The organism is Amycolatopsis mediterranei, assembly GCF_026017845.1.
In the GTDB taxonomy this organism is placed as follows: Bacteria; Actinomycetota; Actinomycetes; order Mycobacteriales; family Pseudonocardiaceae; genus Amycolatopsis; species Amycolatopsis mediterranei.
The window spans coordinates 1640857-1655442 of sequence record NZ_CP100416.1 but is presented as its reverse complement, the minus strand read 5'-3'; the positions used below and the strand labels follow the sequence as shown (position 1 = coordinate 1655442).

The following is a 14586-nucleotide window of genomic DNA, read 5'->3' as shown; positions in this document are numbered from 1 at the left end:
CAAACACTTCCCCGGAGGCTGCTGTCACGGTCCCGGCTCAGGACACCGCACCGGCGTTCGTGCCGCTACACCCGTTCGGGTGTGCCGCGGGTCTCGCCGGTCTGTCAGGGTCCGGTCGCTCTCATCGGTGCGAGGAACGAGGCCCCCTGTGCTTGACGTGACGATCGAACACGACGTGCCGGCCACCATGCGCGACGGTGTCGTGCTGCGGGCCGACGTGTACCGGCCGACGGCCGACGGCCCGTGGCCCGTGCTGCTGGCCCGGCTGCCCTACGGCAAGAACCAGCCGATGCTGGCCGGCCTGATGGACCCGGTCGGCCGGGCGCGGCGCGGATTCCTCGTCGTCGTCCAGGACACCCGGGGTCGCTACGCCTCCGACGGCGAATGGGAGCCGTGGACCTACGAGATGGACGACGGCTACGACACCGTCCGCTGGGCCGCGGCGCTCCCGGGTTCGAACGGGTCCGTCGGGATGTTCGGGCCCAGCTACCTGGGCAACACCCAGTGGATGGCCGCGCTCGCCAAGCCGCCGGAGCTGAAGGCGATCTCGCCGATGGTCACTTGGTCCGAGCCGGACGACGGGCTCTTCGCCCGCGGCGGGGCCCAAGAACTCGGGATCACCGTGCCGTGGTCGCTCATGCAGGGCGTGGACACGCTGCTCCGCCGGTACGCCGGCGACCCGATGGCCCAGGGGCAGGCGCTCATGGCCCTGGTCGGCGACACCGACGCGGTCGCGCACACCACCTACTGGGAGCTGCCCGCCGGCCACCATCCCGTCTTCGAACGGCACGGCATCCCCGAGCTCGGCTTCGAACGGTCCCGGCGGGAACCGGAGTGGAGCGACTCCTGCCGCGTCGCCGGCCGGCAGGCAGAGATCGACCTGCCGAGCCTGCACACCGGCGGCTGGTACGACATCTTCAGCCAGGGCACCCTCGACAACTTCACCGCGATGCGCGCGGCCGGCCGCCCCGCGAACCTGATCATGGGCCCGTGGTCGCACACCGGCACCATGGGATACCTGGGCGACGTCAACTTCGGGATGGCCGCCAGCACCGAACTCCTCGGCTTCCGCGGCCGATTCGCCGACCTCGAACTCGGCTGGCTCCGCCGGTGGCTCTCCCCCGGCGACGAACCTTCGCAGCCCGAGCTGCCGCCGGTCCTGCTGTTCGTCATGGGCACCAACCAGTGGCGCGAGGAGCAGGAGTGGCCCCTCGCCCGCGCCGTCGACACCGACCTGTTCCTGCGCGCCGGCAACCGGCTCGCCTTCGACGCCCCGGAAACCGAAGAAGAAACCGGCGCCTTCACCTACGACTCCGCCGACCCGGTGCCGACCACCGGCGGCGCCCTGCTGATGTCCAACGAGTTCCCGCCCGGCCCCCTGGACCAAGCCAAGATCGAAGCCCGGCCCGACGTCTTGCTCTACACGACTGACCCGCTCGCCGACGACCTCGAGGTCACCGGCCGCGTCCGAGCCCACCTCACCGCGGCGACCGACGCGCCGACGACCGACTGGGTCGTCCGGCTCTGCGACGTCGACACCCGCGGCGTCTCCCGGAACGTCGTCGACGGCATCGTCCGCGCGGTGGCGACGCCGGGCGAGTTCACCGAACAGGTCGTCGACCTGTGGTCCACCAGCTACGTGTTCCGCGCGGGGCACCGCATCCGGGTCCACGTCACCTCCAGCAACTTCCCCCGGTGGGACCGCAACCTCAACACCGGCGAACCCCTGGGCACGCAGTCGCGCCCGGCCCGGCAGGTGATCGCCCACGACGCGTCCCGGCTTTCCCGCGTCGTGCTCCCCGTGGTCCCCGCTCCGGCGGAAGGTCGAGCGTGAACGGCAGTTACGCCTCCGGCCCCTCCGAGGTGCCCTTGCTGGGCGACACCATCGGGGACGATTTCGACCGCACCGTCGCCGCGGACCCGGACCGGGAGGCGCTGGTCGAGGTCCCGACGGACCGACGATGGACCTACGCGCAGCTGCGCGACGACGTCGACGCTCTCGCCCTGGGTCTGCTGAAAACCGGCGTGGTGAAGGGCGACCGCGTCGGAATCTGGGCACCGAACATGGCCGAATGGACGCTGCTGCAATACGCGACAGCCAAGATCGGCGCCATCCTCGTGAACATCAACCCGAGCTATCGCACGCACGAACTCGAATACGTGCTGAAGCAGGCCGGGATCTCGGTATTGGTGTCGGCACGGGCGTTCAAGACCTCGGACTACGCCGGGATGATCGAAGAGGTCCGCGGGAACTGTCCCGAGCTTCGTTCGGTGGTGCTGATCGGGTCGGGAGCATGGGACGAACTGCTCGCGGCCGGCCGGTGCGGCGACGCGGCCCGGCTGGCGGCGGCGCAGGCCGCGCTGTCACCCGATGACCCGATCAACATCCAGTACACCTCGGGGACGACGGGCTTCCCCAAGGGCGCGACCCTGTCGCACCACAACATCCTCAACAACGGCTACTTCGTCGGCGCACTCTGCGGCTACACACCGGCGGACCGGGTCTGCATCCCGGTGCCGTTCTACCACTGCTTCGGCATGGTGATGGGCAACCTGGCCTGCACCTCCCACGGTGCCACCATGGTCATCCCCGCCCAGGGCTTCGACCCCGAAGCGACCCTCGAAGCGGTGCAGCGAGAACGGTGCACCTCGCTCTACGGGGTACCGACCATGTTGTTCATCGCCGAACTCAACCACCCGAAATTCGCCGCCTACGACCTCTCCAGCCTGCGCACCGGGATCATGGCCGGATCGCCGTGCCCGGTCGAGGTGATGAAGCAGGTCGTGTCCCGGATGGGCATGGAACAAGTCACCATCTGCTACGGCATGACCGAAACCAGCCCCGTCTCGACCCAGACGCGCATGGACGACTCCCTCGACCTGCGCGTCTCGACCGTCGGGCGGGTCCACCCGCACCTGGAGATCAAACTGGTCGACCCGGCCACCGGCCTGACCGTGCCCCGCGGCGAAGCGGGCGAACTGTGCACCCGCGGCTACTCGGTCATGCTGGGCTACTGGAACGACCCCGGGAAGACCGCCGAGGCGATCGACGCCGCCCGGTGGATGCACACCGGCGACCTCGCGGTGATGGACGCCGACGGCTACGTCAACATCACCGGCCGGATCAAGGACATGGTCATCCGCGGCGGGGAAAACATCTACCCCCGCGAGATCGAAGAATTCCTTTACACTCACCCCGACATCGTCGACGCCCAGGTCATCGGCGTACCCGACGTCAAGTACGGCGAGGAGCTCTGCGCCTGGGTCAAGCTCCGCGATCACGCGGCCGAGGTGACCGCCGAAACCCTGCGGGCCTTCGCCACCGGCAAGCTCGCGCACTACAAAATCCCGCGCTACGTCCTGGTCGTCGACGAGTTCCCGATGACCGTCACCGGCAAGGTCCGCAAGATCGAGATGCGGGAGAAGTCCGTCCGGATCCTCGACCTCGGCGAAGCCGCCGCGATCAGGAACGCCTGACATGGACTACGGAACAACGCCGCTGCACGGGCTGCCGTCCCGGGTGACGATCTGCGAGGTCGGCCCCCGGGACGGGCTGCAGAACGAGCAGGCCGTGCTGCCGGTCGAGGTCAAGGCCGAATTCGTCGCGCGATTGGTCGACGCCGGGCACACTCTCATCGAGACGACCAGCTTCGTGCCCGCGAAGTGGATTCCCCAGCTGGCCGATGCCGAAGAGCTCCTCGACGCGATCACCCTCGCACCAGGAGTGCGGTACCCCGTCCTGGTACCCAACGAGCGCGGCCTGGAGCGCGCGCTCGCGGCCGGCGTGCGCGACATCGCAGTGTTCGGCAGCGTCACCGAAACGTTCGCCAGGCGGAACCTCAACCGCACGGTCGACGAATCCCTGGCGATGTTCACGCCGGTCGTTGCCCGCGCCCGCGAAGCGGGCCTTGGAGTGCGTGGCTACCTGTCCATGTGCTTCGGCGACCCGTGGGAGGGCGAGGTACCTGTCGAGCGCGTGGTCGAGGTCGCCACGAGGATGATGGCGCTCGGTTGCACCCAACTCAGCCTGGGCGACACCATCGGGGTCGCGACACCCGGCCGCGTCGTCGCCGTGCTCGACGCCTTGGCCGCTGCGGGAATCCCGGTCGACGCGATCGCCGTGCACTTCCACGACACCTACGGCCAAGCCCTGGCCAACACCTTCACCGCGCTCGGCCACGGCGTCACGACGATCGACGCCAGCGCCGGCGGCCTGGGCGGCTGCCCCTACGCGGGCAGCGCCACCGGGAACCTCGCCACCGAAGACCTCCTGTGGCACCTGCACGGCCTCGGCATCGAGACGGGTATCGACCTGCAGAAGATGGTCGACACCAGCATCTGGCTCGCCGCAAAACTCGGCCGCCCCAGCCCGTCCCGTGCCGTCACGGCGCTCGGCGACCCGCTACCGCGCTGACTCCCGGAAACGACGGCCAGGAAGCGGCGCGAGCCATGGCAGCCGCCACGTTCGGGCCGGAGAATCCGTCAGCGGCCGGCGCACCGGCAAGCGGTTACCCGCCGGCACGCTGGGCGAGCTGAGGCTTCGCACGGAGTCAGTCGAGCTGAATCGAGCGGATGGAGTTGCCGTAGTGGATGCGTTCGATGGCTGAGGTCGCGGTGCTCAGGTCGGTCGCGGCGCCGAGGGTGAGCAGCAGCGGTACGTAATGGTCGGCGGTGGGGTGAGCGATGTCGGCGCCGGGTGCCTTGGCGCGGTAGTCGGTGAGGGTGTCGACGTCGCCGCGGCTGATGGCGTCGGCGGCCCAGGTGTCGAAGGCGATGGTGTAGTCGACGAGGGCGGGTTTGCGCATGACGGCGAAGTTGTGGGTCATGAACCCGGAGCCGATGACGAGGATGCCTTCCTCGCGCAGCCGGCGCAGCCGCTGGCCCAGTCTGAGCAGGGCTTGGGGGTCGAGGCTGGGCATGGACAGTTGCACGACCGGCACGTCGGCGGCCGGGTACATCGCCATGAGCGGGATGAAGGCGCCATGGTCGAGGCCGCGGTCGGTGAACTGGTGCACAGGTCCGGTGGAGGACATGGTGCTGGCGATGCGGCGGGCTAGGTCGGTGGCGTCCGGGGTGGCGTACTGCAGGGTGTAGTAGCGGGGGTGGAAGCCGCCGAAGTCGTAGAAGAGTGGTGTGCCGGCGGCCGAGCCGGACAGCGCGGCGGGGGCGTTCTCCCAGTGGGCGGAGACGATGACGATCCCGCGGGGCTTGGGCATTGCCTGTCCCCAGGTGAACAGGTCGTCGAGCCATTGCGGGTCGTCGAGGGTGGGCGGGGCGCCGTGGCTGACGAACAGCGACGGCAGCGGCCCGTCGGATGGTTCCCAACGGCGCTGGACACGCGCTTGCGGCAGCACCCGGGTCAGCAGCGCGTCGTAGGCACCGGCCGGGTTGGCCAGGTTGAGCAGGTCGTGGACGCTGCGGTTCGTCATGGTCACGCCTCGGGGTGAGAGAAGGAGCTGCGGTCAGGAGCGAGGCGGCATGAACCGCCGGTAGGCGGGAACGGCCACCGCGGCGACCCCCAGGTGCATGAGCATGAGAGCGACGACGCCGCCGACGGTGGTGCCGGGCTGCGACTTCGAGGACAGCAGCATCAGGTCGGGGATCAGGGACAGCGCCACGACGGCGGGCACGAGCCAGGTCAGCAGGCGGGCGGCGTTGCGGCTGCGGTTGACGATCAGGCGCCAGCCGATCGCGCCGGCCAGCGCGCCGATGATCGTGAGCGGACCGTAGACGGGCAGGGTGAGTTGCCGGAACTCGTCCGGGGCACCGAGCAGGGCTTGACCGGCCCAGGCGATGGCGGCGTTGACGAGCAACCCGCCCACGGCACCGATTCCCGCGGCGGCGAGGGTGGAACTCCAGGCGGCTTTGGTGGCGGGAGCGCTGGTGGTCATGAAGAATCCTTCGGCAAGTCGTGCGGGCGGGATTGGCGACGGGGAGACGGGTAGGGCTCAGCGGGCGAGGAGCCCTACCCGTCTTGCGCTGGTGATCAGTTGTCGAGAGTGACGACGGTCTTACCCTTGGCGTGTCCGGCGGCGATGGTGGCGAGCCCGTCGAGGGCCTGGTCGAGGGTGATGACCGAGCCGACGTCGACCTTGAGGGTGCCGGCGGCGGCCTGCTCGGCGAGCGGTCCGGTGACTTCCCGGACGGCCGCGGCCATGATCGGGGTCACGGTGACGCCCGCGGCGGTACCGGCGTCGGCCTCGGGCACCTGGGTGAGGGCGGATACCTTGCCGCCGCGGCGCACGGCGGCGAGCGGGATGTCATCGGCGCTGTGCCCGAACAGGTTGACCACGGCGTCGACGCCGCCGGGGTAGGCGGCGAGAACCTGCTCGGCGATCGGTCCGGCCGCCCGGTCCACCACCGTGGTCGCGCCGAGACCGGTGAGCCGGCCGGTGTCGCTGCCGGTGGCGATGACGGTGACCCCGCCGGCGGCCAGCAACTGCACGGCGTAGGAGCCGACGCCGCCGGACGCGCCGTTGACCAGAACGGTCTGCCCGGGCTTCGCCTCGATGGCGTCGACAGCCTGCACGGCGGCCGCGGCGGCCAGCGGCAGCGCGGCAGCCTCGACGAACGAGAGGGCGGCGGGCTTGATCGCGACCGCGGCAGCGGGCAGGACGGCGTACTCGGCGAGGGTGCCGGCCTGCACCGGCGGTGCGAGCAGCACGTGGCCGAACACCTCGTCGCCCGGCTTGACGTGCTCGACACCGGCGCCGACGGCCTCCACGACACCGGCGGCGTCACGGCCGAGCACCAGCGGGTACTCGTGCGGCAGCATGCCGGCGAGGTAGCCGGCGGCGATGGCGTTGTCGACCGGGTTCAGCGCAGCGGCCTTGACCCGGATCAGCACGGAGCCGTCGGCAACAGCGGGGACGGGCAGGTCACCGACCTGCGGCTGCTCGCCGGCGGCCGGGACGTGAATTGCGCGCATGAGGTGCTCCTTGAATGTGGCGTTACGGGATGGCCGGATGTGACATGTCAGCTCAGGAGCCGAAGGAGTACGGGCCGAACCGGCCCCAGACGACGACGGCGGCGAGCAGCAGCAGGACCACGTTGATGCCGATGGCCTGGGTCTCCTTGCGACGGGCGTGGGTCACGATCGCGCCGATCATGATCAGGACGAGGCCGAGTGCGGCGAACGGCACCAGGACGGGGGCGATGTCGAGCACGGCGGGCAGGATCAGGCCGATCGCGGCGAGGACCTCCAGGCCGCCGATCAGCTTGACCAGGCCGGGGCTGACGTCCTCGGTCCAGGCCATGCCGGACGCGGCGAGCTTCTCTTTCGGCTGCGTCAGCTTCATCGCACCAGCAGCGGCGAAAGCGGCGGCGAGCAGACCGGCGATGATCCACAAGACGATGTTCACAAGGCCCTCCGGCCACTCGATGACTTAATGCTTTAAGTGACACTAGGCCGCGATGACTTAAAGATGCAAGTCATCTTTGGTCACAGGCGAGTTATCCTCGGGGGCATGAGTGATGTTGCGGAGCCGCGCTGGCTCGACGAAGAGCAGCTGCAGACCTGGCTCACCCTGACCGGGATGCTCGCACGGCTCCCGGTGGCCATCGACGCACAGCTCCAGCGCGACGCGCAGATCAGCCACTTCGAGTACCAGGTACTCGCCGGCCTGTCGATGACACCCGAGCACACGCTGCGGATGAGCGTGCTCGCCGCCTTCGCCGAGGGCTCACTGGCGCGGTTGTCGCAGGTCGTCGCCCGGCTGGAGAAACGCGGCTGGGTCCGCCGCGCCCCCGATCCCACCGACGGGCGCTTCACCCTGGCGATCCTGACCGACACCGGCTGGGACAAAGTCGTCGCCACGGCACCGGGACACGTCGCCGAAGTACGGCGGCTCGTGTTCGACACCCTCACCAACACCCAACAGCGTCAGCTACGCGACATCAGCCGCCGCGTCGTCCGTGCCATCGACCCGAACGATCCCTGCCTCGACGGGGTGCCGTTCGATACCGTCGCCGACCACACCCGGACGTCCACTACGGACAAATGAGGGAACGTCACCCTGAACGCATCGGTCAGCCATTCCGTTCGTCGTGGGTTCGGGCATCCATGCGAAGTCGCGCGCGGATCACGCCCGAGCGGGCCAGGCTGCCCGCCTACGGCGGCAACCGCCGGTCAAAGGCCTGCGTCGCGAAGAGGTAGCTCTACCAGCAGGGGTATCGGTCGACTACTACGTGCGCATGGAGCGCAGCAGCCGCGCCGGCACGCATGGAAGCCGGCCGCAATCGGCAGCGGTGGGCATCTCAGGACGTTCGGCTCCACCGGCACGCAAGCGTGTGCACCAGCCGGTAGTGGGCCGGCTCGACCTGGACGTCGAGTCGATGGAGCTGCCTGCCGACCCCGGCCTGCACCTGACCGTCTACACCGCGCCCGCCGGCACGGCGACCGCGGACGGCCTAAGCCAGCCGGGCGATCTCTTCGGTGGTCAGCCAGGTGGCGTGCACTCCGAACGGCACCCGTTGGGGCAGGTGCAGGCGAGCGAGCTCGATCATCGTCCGAGCGTCGATGATGATCAGTTCGGCTCTCTCGGCGGCCATGAGCAGGTCGAGAAGGTATCCGTCGTCCTCCTCGGTCGAGCCGCTACGCGGAACGAACAGAGCCTCGCCGCCATACATGTCGCCGTAGTCGAGGTAAGCGACTTCCTTCTCGTCGATGAGGTCGTACTTCAGCACGCCTTTCCCCATGTATCCGTCGCCGTGCTCGTCGAGCAGGTAGCAGTAGCGGCTGGGACGGCCGACGTAGTCCAGGTTCAGGCTGGGTCGCTCGTAGCCGTGGTCGAGCAGAAGGCGGTCGTCGACGACCTTGCCGGTGTCGAGATCCAGTACCCAGGTCTTGACCTGAGCCGGGGGCTCCTCGGGGGTGTGGATCGGGATGCCGGCCGGATAGCCGGCGAACACGGGCGAGTGCAGCACGATCTGGGCGTGACCGTCCTCCCCGGTCTGTTCCCAGCCGTTGATGACGTGCCAGATGGTGCCGACGTGGTCCGTCTCGAACCACTGGACGCCCACGTTCTCGTCGATGACGCGGGGAACCACTCCCCAGCGCATCCGGTACTCGCCGTCGTGGTGAAACAGGCTGCCGTCGGGGCCGGTGAGTCCAGTGGGCGCAACTCGGACCGAGATGTCGGGGAACACCAGATGACCGGCCGTGAGGAAGAAGTCGTGCAGCCAGCCCATCGAGCCGGTCTCGGAGGTCTGATGGTGTACCTCGGCCTGGGCGACGAGCTCACCCTCATGGATCTGGCCCGCGATGATCCGGCCGGAACGCTCCACGCTGATGTTGTAGACGTCGTGGCTGTCCGGGTCGATTCGTGGGTGGGCCGAGAACGGGCCTTCCCACTCGCCGTCCCATGTCTCCAGGGTGCCGGTGCCGTCGAGCACGAGCCGGCCATCGGCATCGACCTGAGTGTTGAGCACGAACGCGTAGCCGGTCTCCTGCAGGCAGTAGAGCCGGCCGTGGTGGTAGCGGATCGAGGTGGAGCCGGGGGTGCGTTCGAACGGGTCGAGCGGCGGCACCATGCCGGCTTCGATCTTCTTCTCGACCAGCTCCAACCTCTGCGCACCCGGCCTTCCGGCCACCAGATCGGAGAACTCGGCGTAGACCTCGCGTCCCGCTGCGCGGTCGGCTTCGAACCGCGGCGTGCGAACGTAGAAGTTGGAGTAGGTGGCCGCGCCGTCCCGGATCTGGATTTCATGGATCATGCCGGCGCCGGAGAACGCGTGCAGGCGGACCTTGGAGTCGTCGAACTGCGTGTTGGTGCCGTTGCGGAGGTACGCGCCGTCGAGGTCGGCCGGCAGAGTGCCGCTGATGCGGACCGGTGAGTGCGACAGCTCCCTGCGCACCGGCCGGTACCCGGCAACGTTGTAGGGGCTCTTGGCATTGTGCGCCTCGAGATCCATCTCGGCGTCGATCCGCTGCTCCTCCTCAATGAGGGCACGACGAAGATCGGGCTGCGGCATGACAACGCTCCCTTGCGTGGGTGATGGAACGCTCGAAGGTCAGAGGTCGTGGACGAAACGACCGAAGAGCTCAGCGAATCGGGTGACGTCCTCATCGGACCAGGAGCTGAGGCGCTCCTGGAGGCCATTTCGCTGATGAGCGCGAATATCGAGCAATCGACGTCGACCTTCCGCGGTCAACTCCAACCGCTTGGTGCGGGGTTGGTCGGTGTTCGCGGACCGTCGCAGCAGGCCCGCGGCCTCCAACTCGGACAGCTGACGACTGACCGTGGACTTCTCCAGGTGGTAGGAGTCAGCCAGGCCCGATGCGGTGGCATCCCGACGTCCTCCGACATAGGACAGCACCGAGTACGCGACGAAGGACATCCCGTCGTACATCTGGTTCGCCCGCACCCGCGTGTTGCGGGAGAACAAGATGATCGCCTCGTGCAGCGCGTCGACGAGTTGGTTCCGAGCGGCCATGTCACCAGTATTGAGTTGTAGTCTACAACTGTCAACCCTGGCTCTTCATGATGTGCAGCCGAGCCGCCACCCAAGGAGCGATGCTCCCAGGCTCGACAGTGGCCATGGCCTCGAGCGGCGGCCGGCGCGCATCCCGGCGGACCACGCTCAGCGACAACTCAGCCTGCGCGCGGGCCGTACACCTGACGCCGCTTGGCTGCGGGCTCCGGCTACTCGACTCAGCCGGGTCCGACGTTGCTCGCCTGGATCCAGGCATGACTCGTCTGTCGGCCGCACTGGATGTCCGGACGAGCGCGGCCATTCCTCTCACCAATTTTCGCTGGGACGCAGCTGGGGCAAACCCCCTGTCACAACCGCACTCAACAACACACCGTTGCAAGCAACGGCGGTCAAGCCCATCATTTCACTAGGCGATTCTCTATCACCGCAGGTCAGGACGATGATCGACCCTCACTGGCAATGAGGGGGTCAGGGGTTCGAGTCCCCTTACTTCGCGCACTGACGAACCACACGACCGGTTCGTCAGTTCATTGCCTCTTGTCTGAAGATGCGTTTGCCGCGTGTTTCAGCCGGGCGTCGATCTCCGCGGTCTGTGGGGCACCGAGTTCCTCGCAGATCTCAAGTGCCTGACGCCAGCATTCAACCGCCGTGTCGAGGTTGCCGAGGATCTTCGCTATGTCACCGATCGCCGTGAGGCTCCTCGCTTCGCTCCAGCGGTCGCCGACCTCACGCCACATCCCGAGCGCCTGCCGGTAATGCTCTTCGGCCTTGTCGAGTTCGTCGAGGTCCCGGTAGGTGTCCCCGAGGCTTTTGAGGATCTGGGATTCACCGCCCGGGTCGCCGCTCCCCCGTCGCAAGTGCAGTGCCTGTTGGAGATAGTCAATCGCCTCGACGTACCGTCCGAGACCGCGGCAGGCGTCGCCGAAGCAGTGCAGGGCCTGGCTCTCGCCGTACGGGCTGTCCACTGTGCGAAACAAGGTGAGAGCCTCCTGGGAACGGGCCAAGGCATCGGCGAACCTCTCCAGCTCCCACAGGGCGATGCTCAGACTTCCCAGGGTCCACGCCTCGGCGTAACGGTCGCCCAGTTCGCGCCAGACATCGAGTGCGCGCTCGAAGCTGTCGATCGCATCGTCGTACCGGCGGAGGTTGCGGTACGCGATTCCCAGACCCGCGAGCAGCCAAGCGTATCCGCTCCGGTCGGCCTGCTGCTCGGCCGCGGCGAGCCCGATACGGTAGGCGCTGATCCAGTCGACCCAGGGAGTCCGCAGGGTGAAATAGCCCCACAACGCGGTCGGGAGTTGCCAAGCGATGTCCAGGTGCGCCTCGGCCGAGGCCTGTCGAGTCGCGGCGACGAGGTTGAGGCGTTCCGCCTCGCACCATTGCCAAGCGCGCCCCTGGGTTTCGAAGGTCAGAGGACGGCAGCCGACGGGTGGTTCGCCGAGCGGGGCATGTCGCCGACGTGGTGCGAGTTGACGGTCGGCGGCGTCGGCGGAATGCAGGTACCAGGTCAGCAGACGCAGTTTGGCGTCACTGCGGTCGGCTTCGGTTTCGTCCTCGCCGGCGCGTTCCGCAGCGTACAACCGAAGCAGGTCGTGGAGACGGTAGCGGTTGTGGTCGACCTCCTCCACGAGATGCACGCTGGCGAGAGCGTCGAGATTGCGCTGAGTTTGCTCGATGGTGAGGTTGGTCAGCGCCGCGGCAGCCGGGAGCGAGATGTCCGGGCCGGAGTGCAAGCCGAGCAAGCGGAACACGTGGGAAACGGCCGGCGGCAGCGCCCGATAGGACCAGGAGAACACGACGCGCACCGCCGTGCTCTCGTCGTCGTCCGCGGCCAACAGGTCGAGCCGGTCGCGTTCGCCGGACAGCTGGCGAGCGAGTTCGGCAAGGGTGAGTCTGGGGTGCGCGGCGACGCGTTCGGCGGCGATGCGCAGCGCGAGCGGAAGGTATGCGCATGCGCGCGTGATCTCGGCAGCCGCGGCACCCTCGACCGCGACCCGGTCTTCACCGACGATCTGCCCGAGGAGGGAGTACGCCTCCGTCGGGTGGAGCGGATCGAGGGTCAACCGGGCGGCGCCCTCTCGGGCGACCAGACCGGACATCCGGTGGCGACTGGTGATGAGCACCCGGCACGTGGCCGATCCGGGGAGCAACGGGCGGACTTGCTCTGGTGTGGCGGCGTTGTCGAGAACGATCAGGACACGCCGGTCGGCCAGCAGTGAGCGGTAGAGCGCCGTCTGTCCCTCGAGGTCCGCCGGCATGTTCCGGGTGGTGACACCCAGCGCTCTGAGCACCCGTTCCAGGATCTGCTCGAGCGGTGTGGGCGCGACCGGGTCGTAGCCGTGCAGATCGATGTAGATGTCGCCGTCGGTGAATTGGCTTCTCACCGCGTGTGCCCAGTGAACGGCCAGCGCGGTCTTACCCATACCGGCAGCGCCGACGATCAGGAATATCGTGGTCTCGCCGGGCCCGCTCGCCCCGGGCTCGACAAGCAACGAGTCGAGCTTGGCGATGTCGGGGAGGCGGCCGGTGTAATGGGCGGTGCTCGCCGGGAGATGCCGGGGTATAGGGAGCACAGGGCGTTCGGCGCCTGCTGCGGGACTCGGTTGTCTCGCTGGGTCGACGATGTCGCTGTAGGGGTTGTCGGGCAGGGCGATCCACGCCGAAGTGACGGTCTCTTTGGCTGAGACAGTCACATTTCGGTAAGTGCCTGGCCTGGCGGCGATGCTGTGCCGCACCACCTCGTCGAAGAACCAGTTCGACGTGATGAGGGCGAGTATGCCCCGCGACCCTGCCAGCGCGGCCTTCAACTCGGACGAGTTCGCGAGGCGAAACGTCAGGTTCACCGACGCGGCTGTGACGCCGTGGTCGTCGTAGTTGATTTCTCCTGCGTGCACCGCGAGCCGCAACCTGATGCGGGCTTCGGGCCCGTGCAGGTGGTTGTGCTCCGCGAGTGCGTCCACCACCCGGGCGGGAAGTGACTCCACGAAGAGACTTTTCGGCACTTCCGGCGGCGCGAGGACGAAGACGCCGTCACCGCGGTCTTCCGTTTCACAGGATTCCCAAGGGATGCCGGCTCGGTCGAAGGAGGTCCGCAGGCAGCTGTAGAGCCCGCGCCGGACCGCGAGCTGGTGGTGATTCGTCCGTTGCCACGCGCCGAACCCCTCGACGTCGACCACGACGATCGTACGGTGAACCGCTGCCGTCGATTTCGTCATCACCCTGCCCCCGCCGGTTTCGCCGGTCCCACATCAGATCACCGTTCGGACAATGATTCACACTCCAATGGGCTGTTCTCACTCGAATGGCCGCTTCCCACCGGACAAGGACAGGCCCGCTGCGCAAATCGGGCGGTCGAGTACTCCCGGTCACAAAGTCTCGAACAACGGCATGGCCCGATTGTGCCTCAACAGTGCCTCACCCTCTCGGCCGACGCGCGCTCATGCTGCTGAGCGGATGTCGGCGTCGCCGTCGGTCGGTAACGACCACACGGTGGCGGCTTCAGTTCGATCCACACCTGCCGATGCTGATCGGACTCCACATCACCGGCCTACGCCTCCTCGCTCCCACGACGGCGGCACGACCCCGCTCCCTGATCTCGGTGGCCCCGGCCCGCTACTGCGGGCGTGCGGGAAGGTCGGCGAGGAACGTCGCGGGCACAGCACGCGGACGGCGGGGACCCCAGCCCCCGCCGGCGAACAGGACGACGCACGAGCGGCCCGTGCCACCGACCCACCCAGGCTGCGCGCGATCGAACGCCAACAGCGGAGGGCGGTGCCACAAGCTGGCTCCACCCCGCAGCCGAGCACCTTCGCCGTCGCGGTACCGGACGACGTAGTCGAGCTTCCGCTCGGGATCCACCGATGGCCCGGGGACCGCGGCGAGAGCGACGGCGAGGCACCCTGCCGGTTCGCTCACGATCACCGCCTGGACCGTCACGGCTCGCCAGCCGGTGCGCCGGACCGACTCGTAGCGCATCCACCACAGCACCGCCCCCGGCGTGAAGCACACCGACGCCGCGATCACTGCAAACGCAACGGACGACACGATGTCGCTGCCGCTGGGGTACGAGATCAGGAGTGAGGTTCACCCCGGGTAGTGGACACCGAGTTAGCAGGACCAGGGGTTCTGCTGGAAGGATGTCCTCATGCCTCC

The 14586-nt window shown here is 68.2% G+C and carries 12 protein-coding genes, 1 tRNA gene and 1 pseudogene; 6 read left to right on the top strand and 8 right to left on the bottom strand.

The window, feature by feature from the left end:
• Nucleotides 1-157 precede the first annotated feature (157 nt).
• Genes ISP_RS07925 through ISP_RS07915 form a run of 3 tightly spaced genes read left to right on the top strand, consistent with a single transcriptional unit; the run spans nt 158 to nt 4414 of the window.
• Nucleotides 158-1834 carry a CocE/NonD family hydrolase gene (locus ISP_RS07925; protein WP_014466678.1) on the top strand — a complete coding sequence of 559 codons (1677 nt, stop codon included), beginning with the start codon at nt 158-160 and terminating at the stop codon, nt 1832-1834.
• Nucleotides 1831-3477 carry an AMP-binding protein gene (locus ISP_RS07920; protein ID WP_013223362.1) on the top strand — a complete coding sequence of 549 codons (1647 nt, stop codon included), beginning with the start codon at nt 1831-1833 and terminating at the stop codon, nt 3475-3477. The genes ISP_RS07925 and ISP_RS07920 overlap by 4 nt, the downstream gene beginning before the upstream one ends.
• Before the next feature lies 1 nt (nt 3478).
• Complete coding sequence (locus ISP_RS07915; RefSeq protein ID WP_013223361.1) at nt 3479-4414, top strand: hydroxymethylglutaryl-CoA lyase; 936 nt, start codon at nt 3479-3481, stop codon at nt 4412-4414.
• A 136-nt stretch (nt 4415-4550) separates the two neighbouring features.
• Here the strand turns inward: ISP_RS07915 and ISP_RS07910 are convergent, their stop codons facing one another.
• From ISP_RS07910 to ISP_RS07895, 4 genes are all read right to left on the bottom strand, one after another.
• A complete protein-coding gene (locus ISP_RS07910) occupies nt 4551-5429 on the bottom strand; it encodes a dioxygenase family protein (RefSeq protein WP_014466677.1) in 879 nt (292 codons plus the stop codon).
• A 33-nt stretch (nt 5430-5462) separates the two neighbouring features.
• Entirely contained in the window at nt 5463-5891 is a 429-nt protein-coding gene (locus ISP_RS07905) for a DUF6069 family protein (protein WP_013223359.1), read from the bottom strand.
• A 95-nt stretch (nt 5892-5986) separates the two neighbouring features.
• Nucleotides 5987-6928: an NADP-dependent oxidoreductase gene (locus ISP_RS07900; RefSeq protein WP_013223358.1), complete on the bottom strand. Its 942-nt coding sequence runs from the start codon at nt 6926-6928 to the stop codon at nt 5987-5989.
• A 52-nt stretch (nt 6929-6980) separates the two neighbouring features.
• The gene (locus ISP_RS07895; protein WP_013223357.1) at nt 6981-7361 is read right to left on the bottom strand and encodes a DoxX family protein; all 381 of its coding nucleotides are present in this window, start codon (nt 7359-7361) and stop codon (nt 6981-6983) included.
• A 105-nt stretch (nt 7362-7466) separates the two neighbouring features.
• Here ISP_RS07895 and ISP_RS07890 point away from each other — a divergent pair, with 105 nt between their 5' ends.
• The gene (locus ISP_RS07890; RefSeq protein ID WP_013223356.1) at nt 7467-8003 is read left to right on the top strand and encodes a MarR family winged helix-turn-helix transcriptional regulator; all 537 of its coding nucleotides are present in this window, start codon (nt 7467-7469) and stop codon (nt 8001-8003) included.
• A 59-nt stretch (nt 8004-8062) separates the two neighbouring features.
• A pseudogene (locus ISP_RS07885) lies at nt 8063-8415 on the top strand (MmyB family transcriptional regulator); the annotation flags it as partial.
• Here ISP_RS07885 and ISP_RS07880 read toward each other — a convergent pair.
• Together ISP_RS07880 and ISP_RS07875 are read right to left on the bottom strand one after the other, a co-directional pair.
• On the bottom strand, nt 8410-9972 hold the full coding sequence (locus ISP_RS07880) for a carotenoid oxygenase family protein (RefSeq protein WP_013223355.1): 1563 nt from the start codon (nt 9970-9972) through the stop codon (nt 8410-8412). The pseudogene ISP_RS07885 and the gene ISP_RS07880 sit on opposite strands and share 6 nt — an antisense overlap.
• A gap of 39 nt (nt 9973-10011) precedes the next feature.
• Nucleotides 10012-10434, bottom strand: coding sequence for a MarR family winged helix-turn-helix transcriptional regulator (locus ISP_RS07875; RefSeq protein WP_013223354.1), 423 nt, complete (start codon nt 10432-10434; stop codon nt 10012-10014).
• A gap of 410 nt (nt 10435-10844) precedes the next feature.
• On the opposite strand from ISP_RS07875, the gene ISP_RS07870 reads away from it, so the two are divergent.
• A tRNA-Ala gene (locus tag ISP_RS07870) sits at nt 10845-10930 on the top strand.
• Between the two features lie 31 nt (nt 10931-10961).
• Here ISP_RS07870 and ISP_RS07865 read toward each other — a convergent pair.
• Together ISP_RS07865 and ISP_RS07860 are read right to left on the bottom strand one after the other, a co-directional pair.
• The gene (locus tag ISP_RS07865; protein ID WP_014466675.1) at nt 10962-13649 is read right to left on the bottom strand and encodes an ATP-binding protein; all 2688 of its coding nucleotides are present in this window, start codon (nt 13647-13649) and stop codon (nt 10962-10964) included.
• Nucleotides 13650-14046: 397 nt separating this feature from the next.
• Nucleotides 14047-14478, bottom strand: a complete 432-nt coding sequence (locus ISP_RS07860) for a hypothetical protein (RefSeq protein ID WP_141748528.1) — start codon at nt 14476-14478, stop codon at nt 14047-14049.
• Nucleotides 14479-14586: the final 108 nt, after the last annotated feature.

Excerpts from the sequence above, each read along its gene's own strand:
- ISP_RS07915 (WP_013223361.1), top strand. The coding sequence starts at position 3,479 with ATGGACTACGGAACAACGCCGCTGCACGGGCTGCCGTCCCGGGTGACG.
- ISP_RS07910 (WP_014466677.1), bottom strand. The coding sequence starts at position 5,429 with ATGACGAACCGCAGCGTCCACGACCTGCTCAACCTGGCCAACCCGGCC.
- ISP_RS07905 (WP_013223359.1), bottom strand. The coding sequence starts at position 5,891 with ATGACCACCAGCGCTCCCGCCACCAAAGCCGCCTGGAGTTCCACCCTC.
- ISP_RS07900 (WP_013223358.1), bottom strand. The coding sequence starts at position 6,928 with ATGCGCGCAATTCACGTCCCGGCCGCCGGCGAGCAGCCGCAGGTCGGT.
- ISP_RS07890 (WP_013223356.1), top strand. The coding sequence starts at position 7,467 with ATGAGTGATGTTGCGGAGCCGCGCTGGCTCGACGAAGAGCAGCTGCAG.
- ISP_RS07880 (WP_013223355.1), bottom strand. The coding sequence starts at position 9,972 with ATGCCGCAGCCCGATCTTCGTCGTGCCCTCATTGAGGAGGAGCAGCGG.
- ISP_RS07875 (WP_013223354.1), bottom strand. The coding sequence starts at position 10,434 with ATGGCCGCTCGGAACCAACTCGTCGACGCGCTGCACGAGGCGATCATC.
- ISP_RS07865 (WP_014466675.1), bottom strand. The coding sequence starts at position 13,649 with ATGACGAAATCGACGGCAGCGGTTCACCGTACGATCGTCGTGGTCGAC.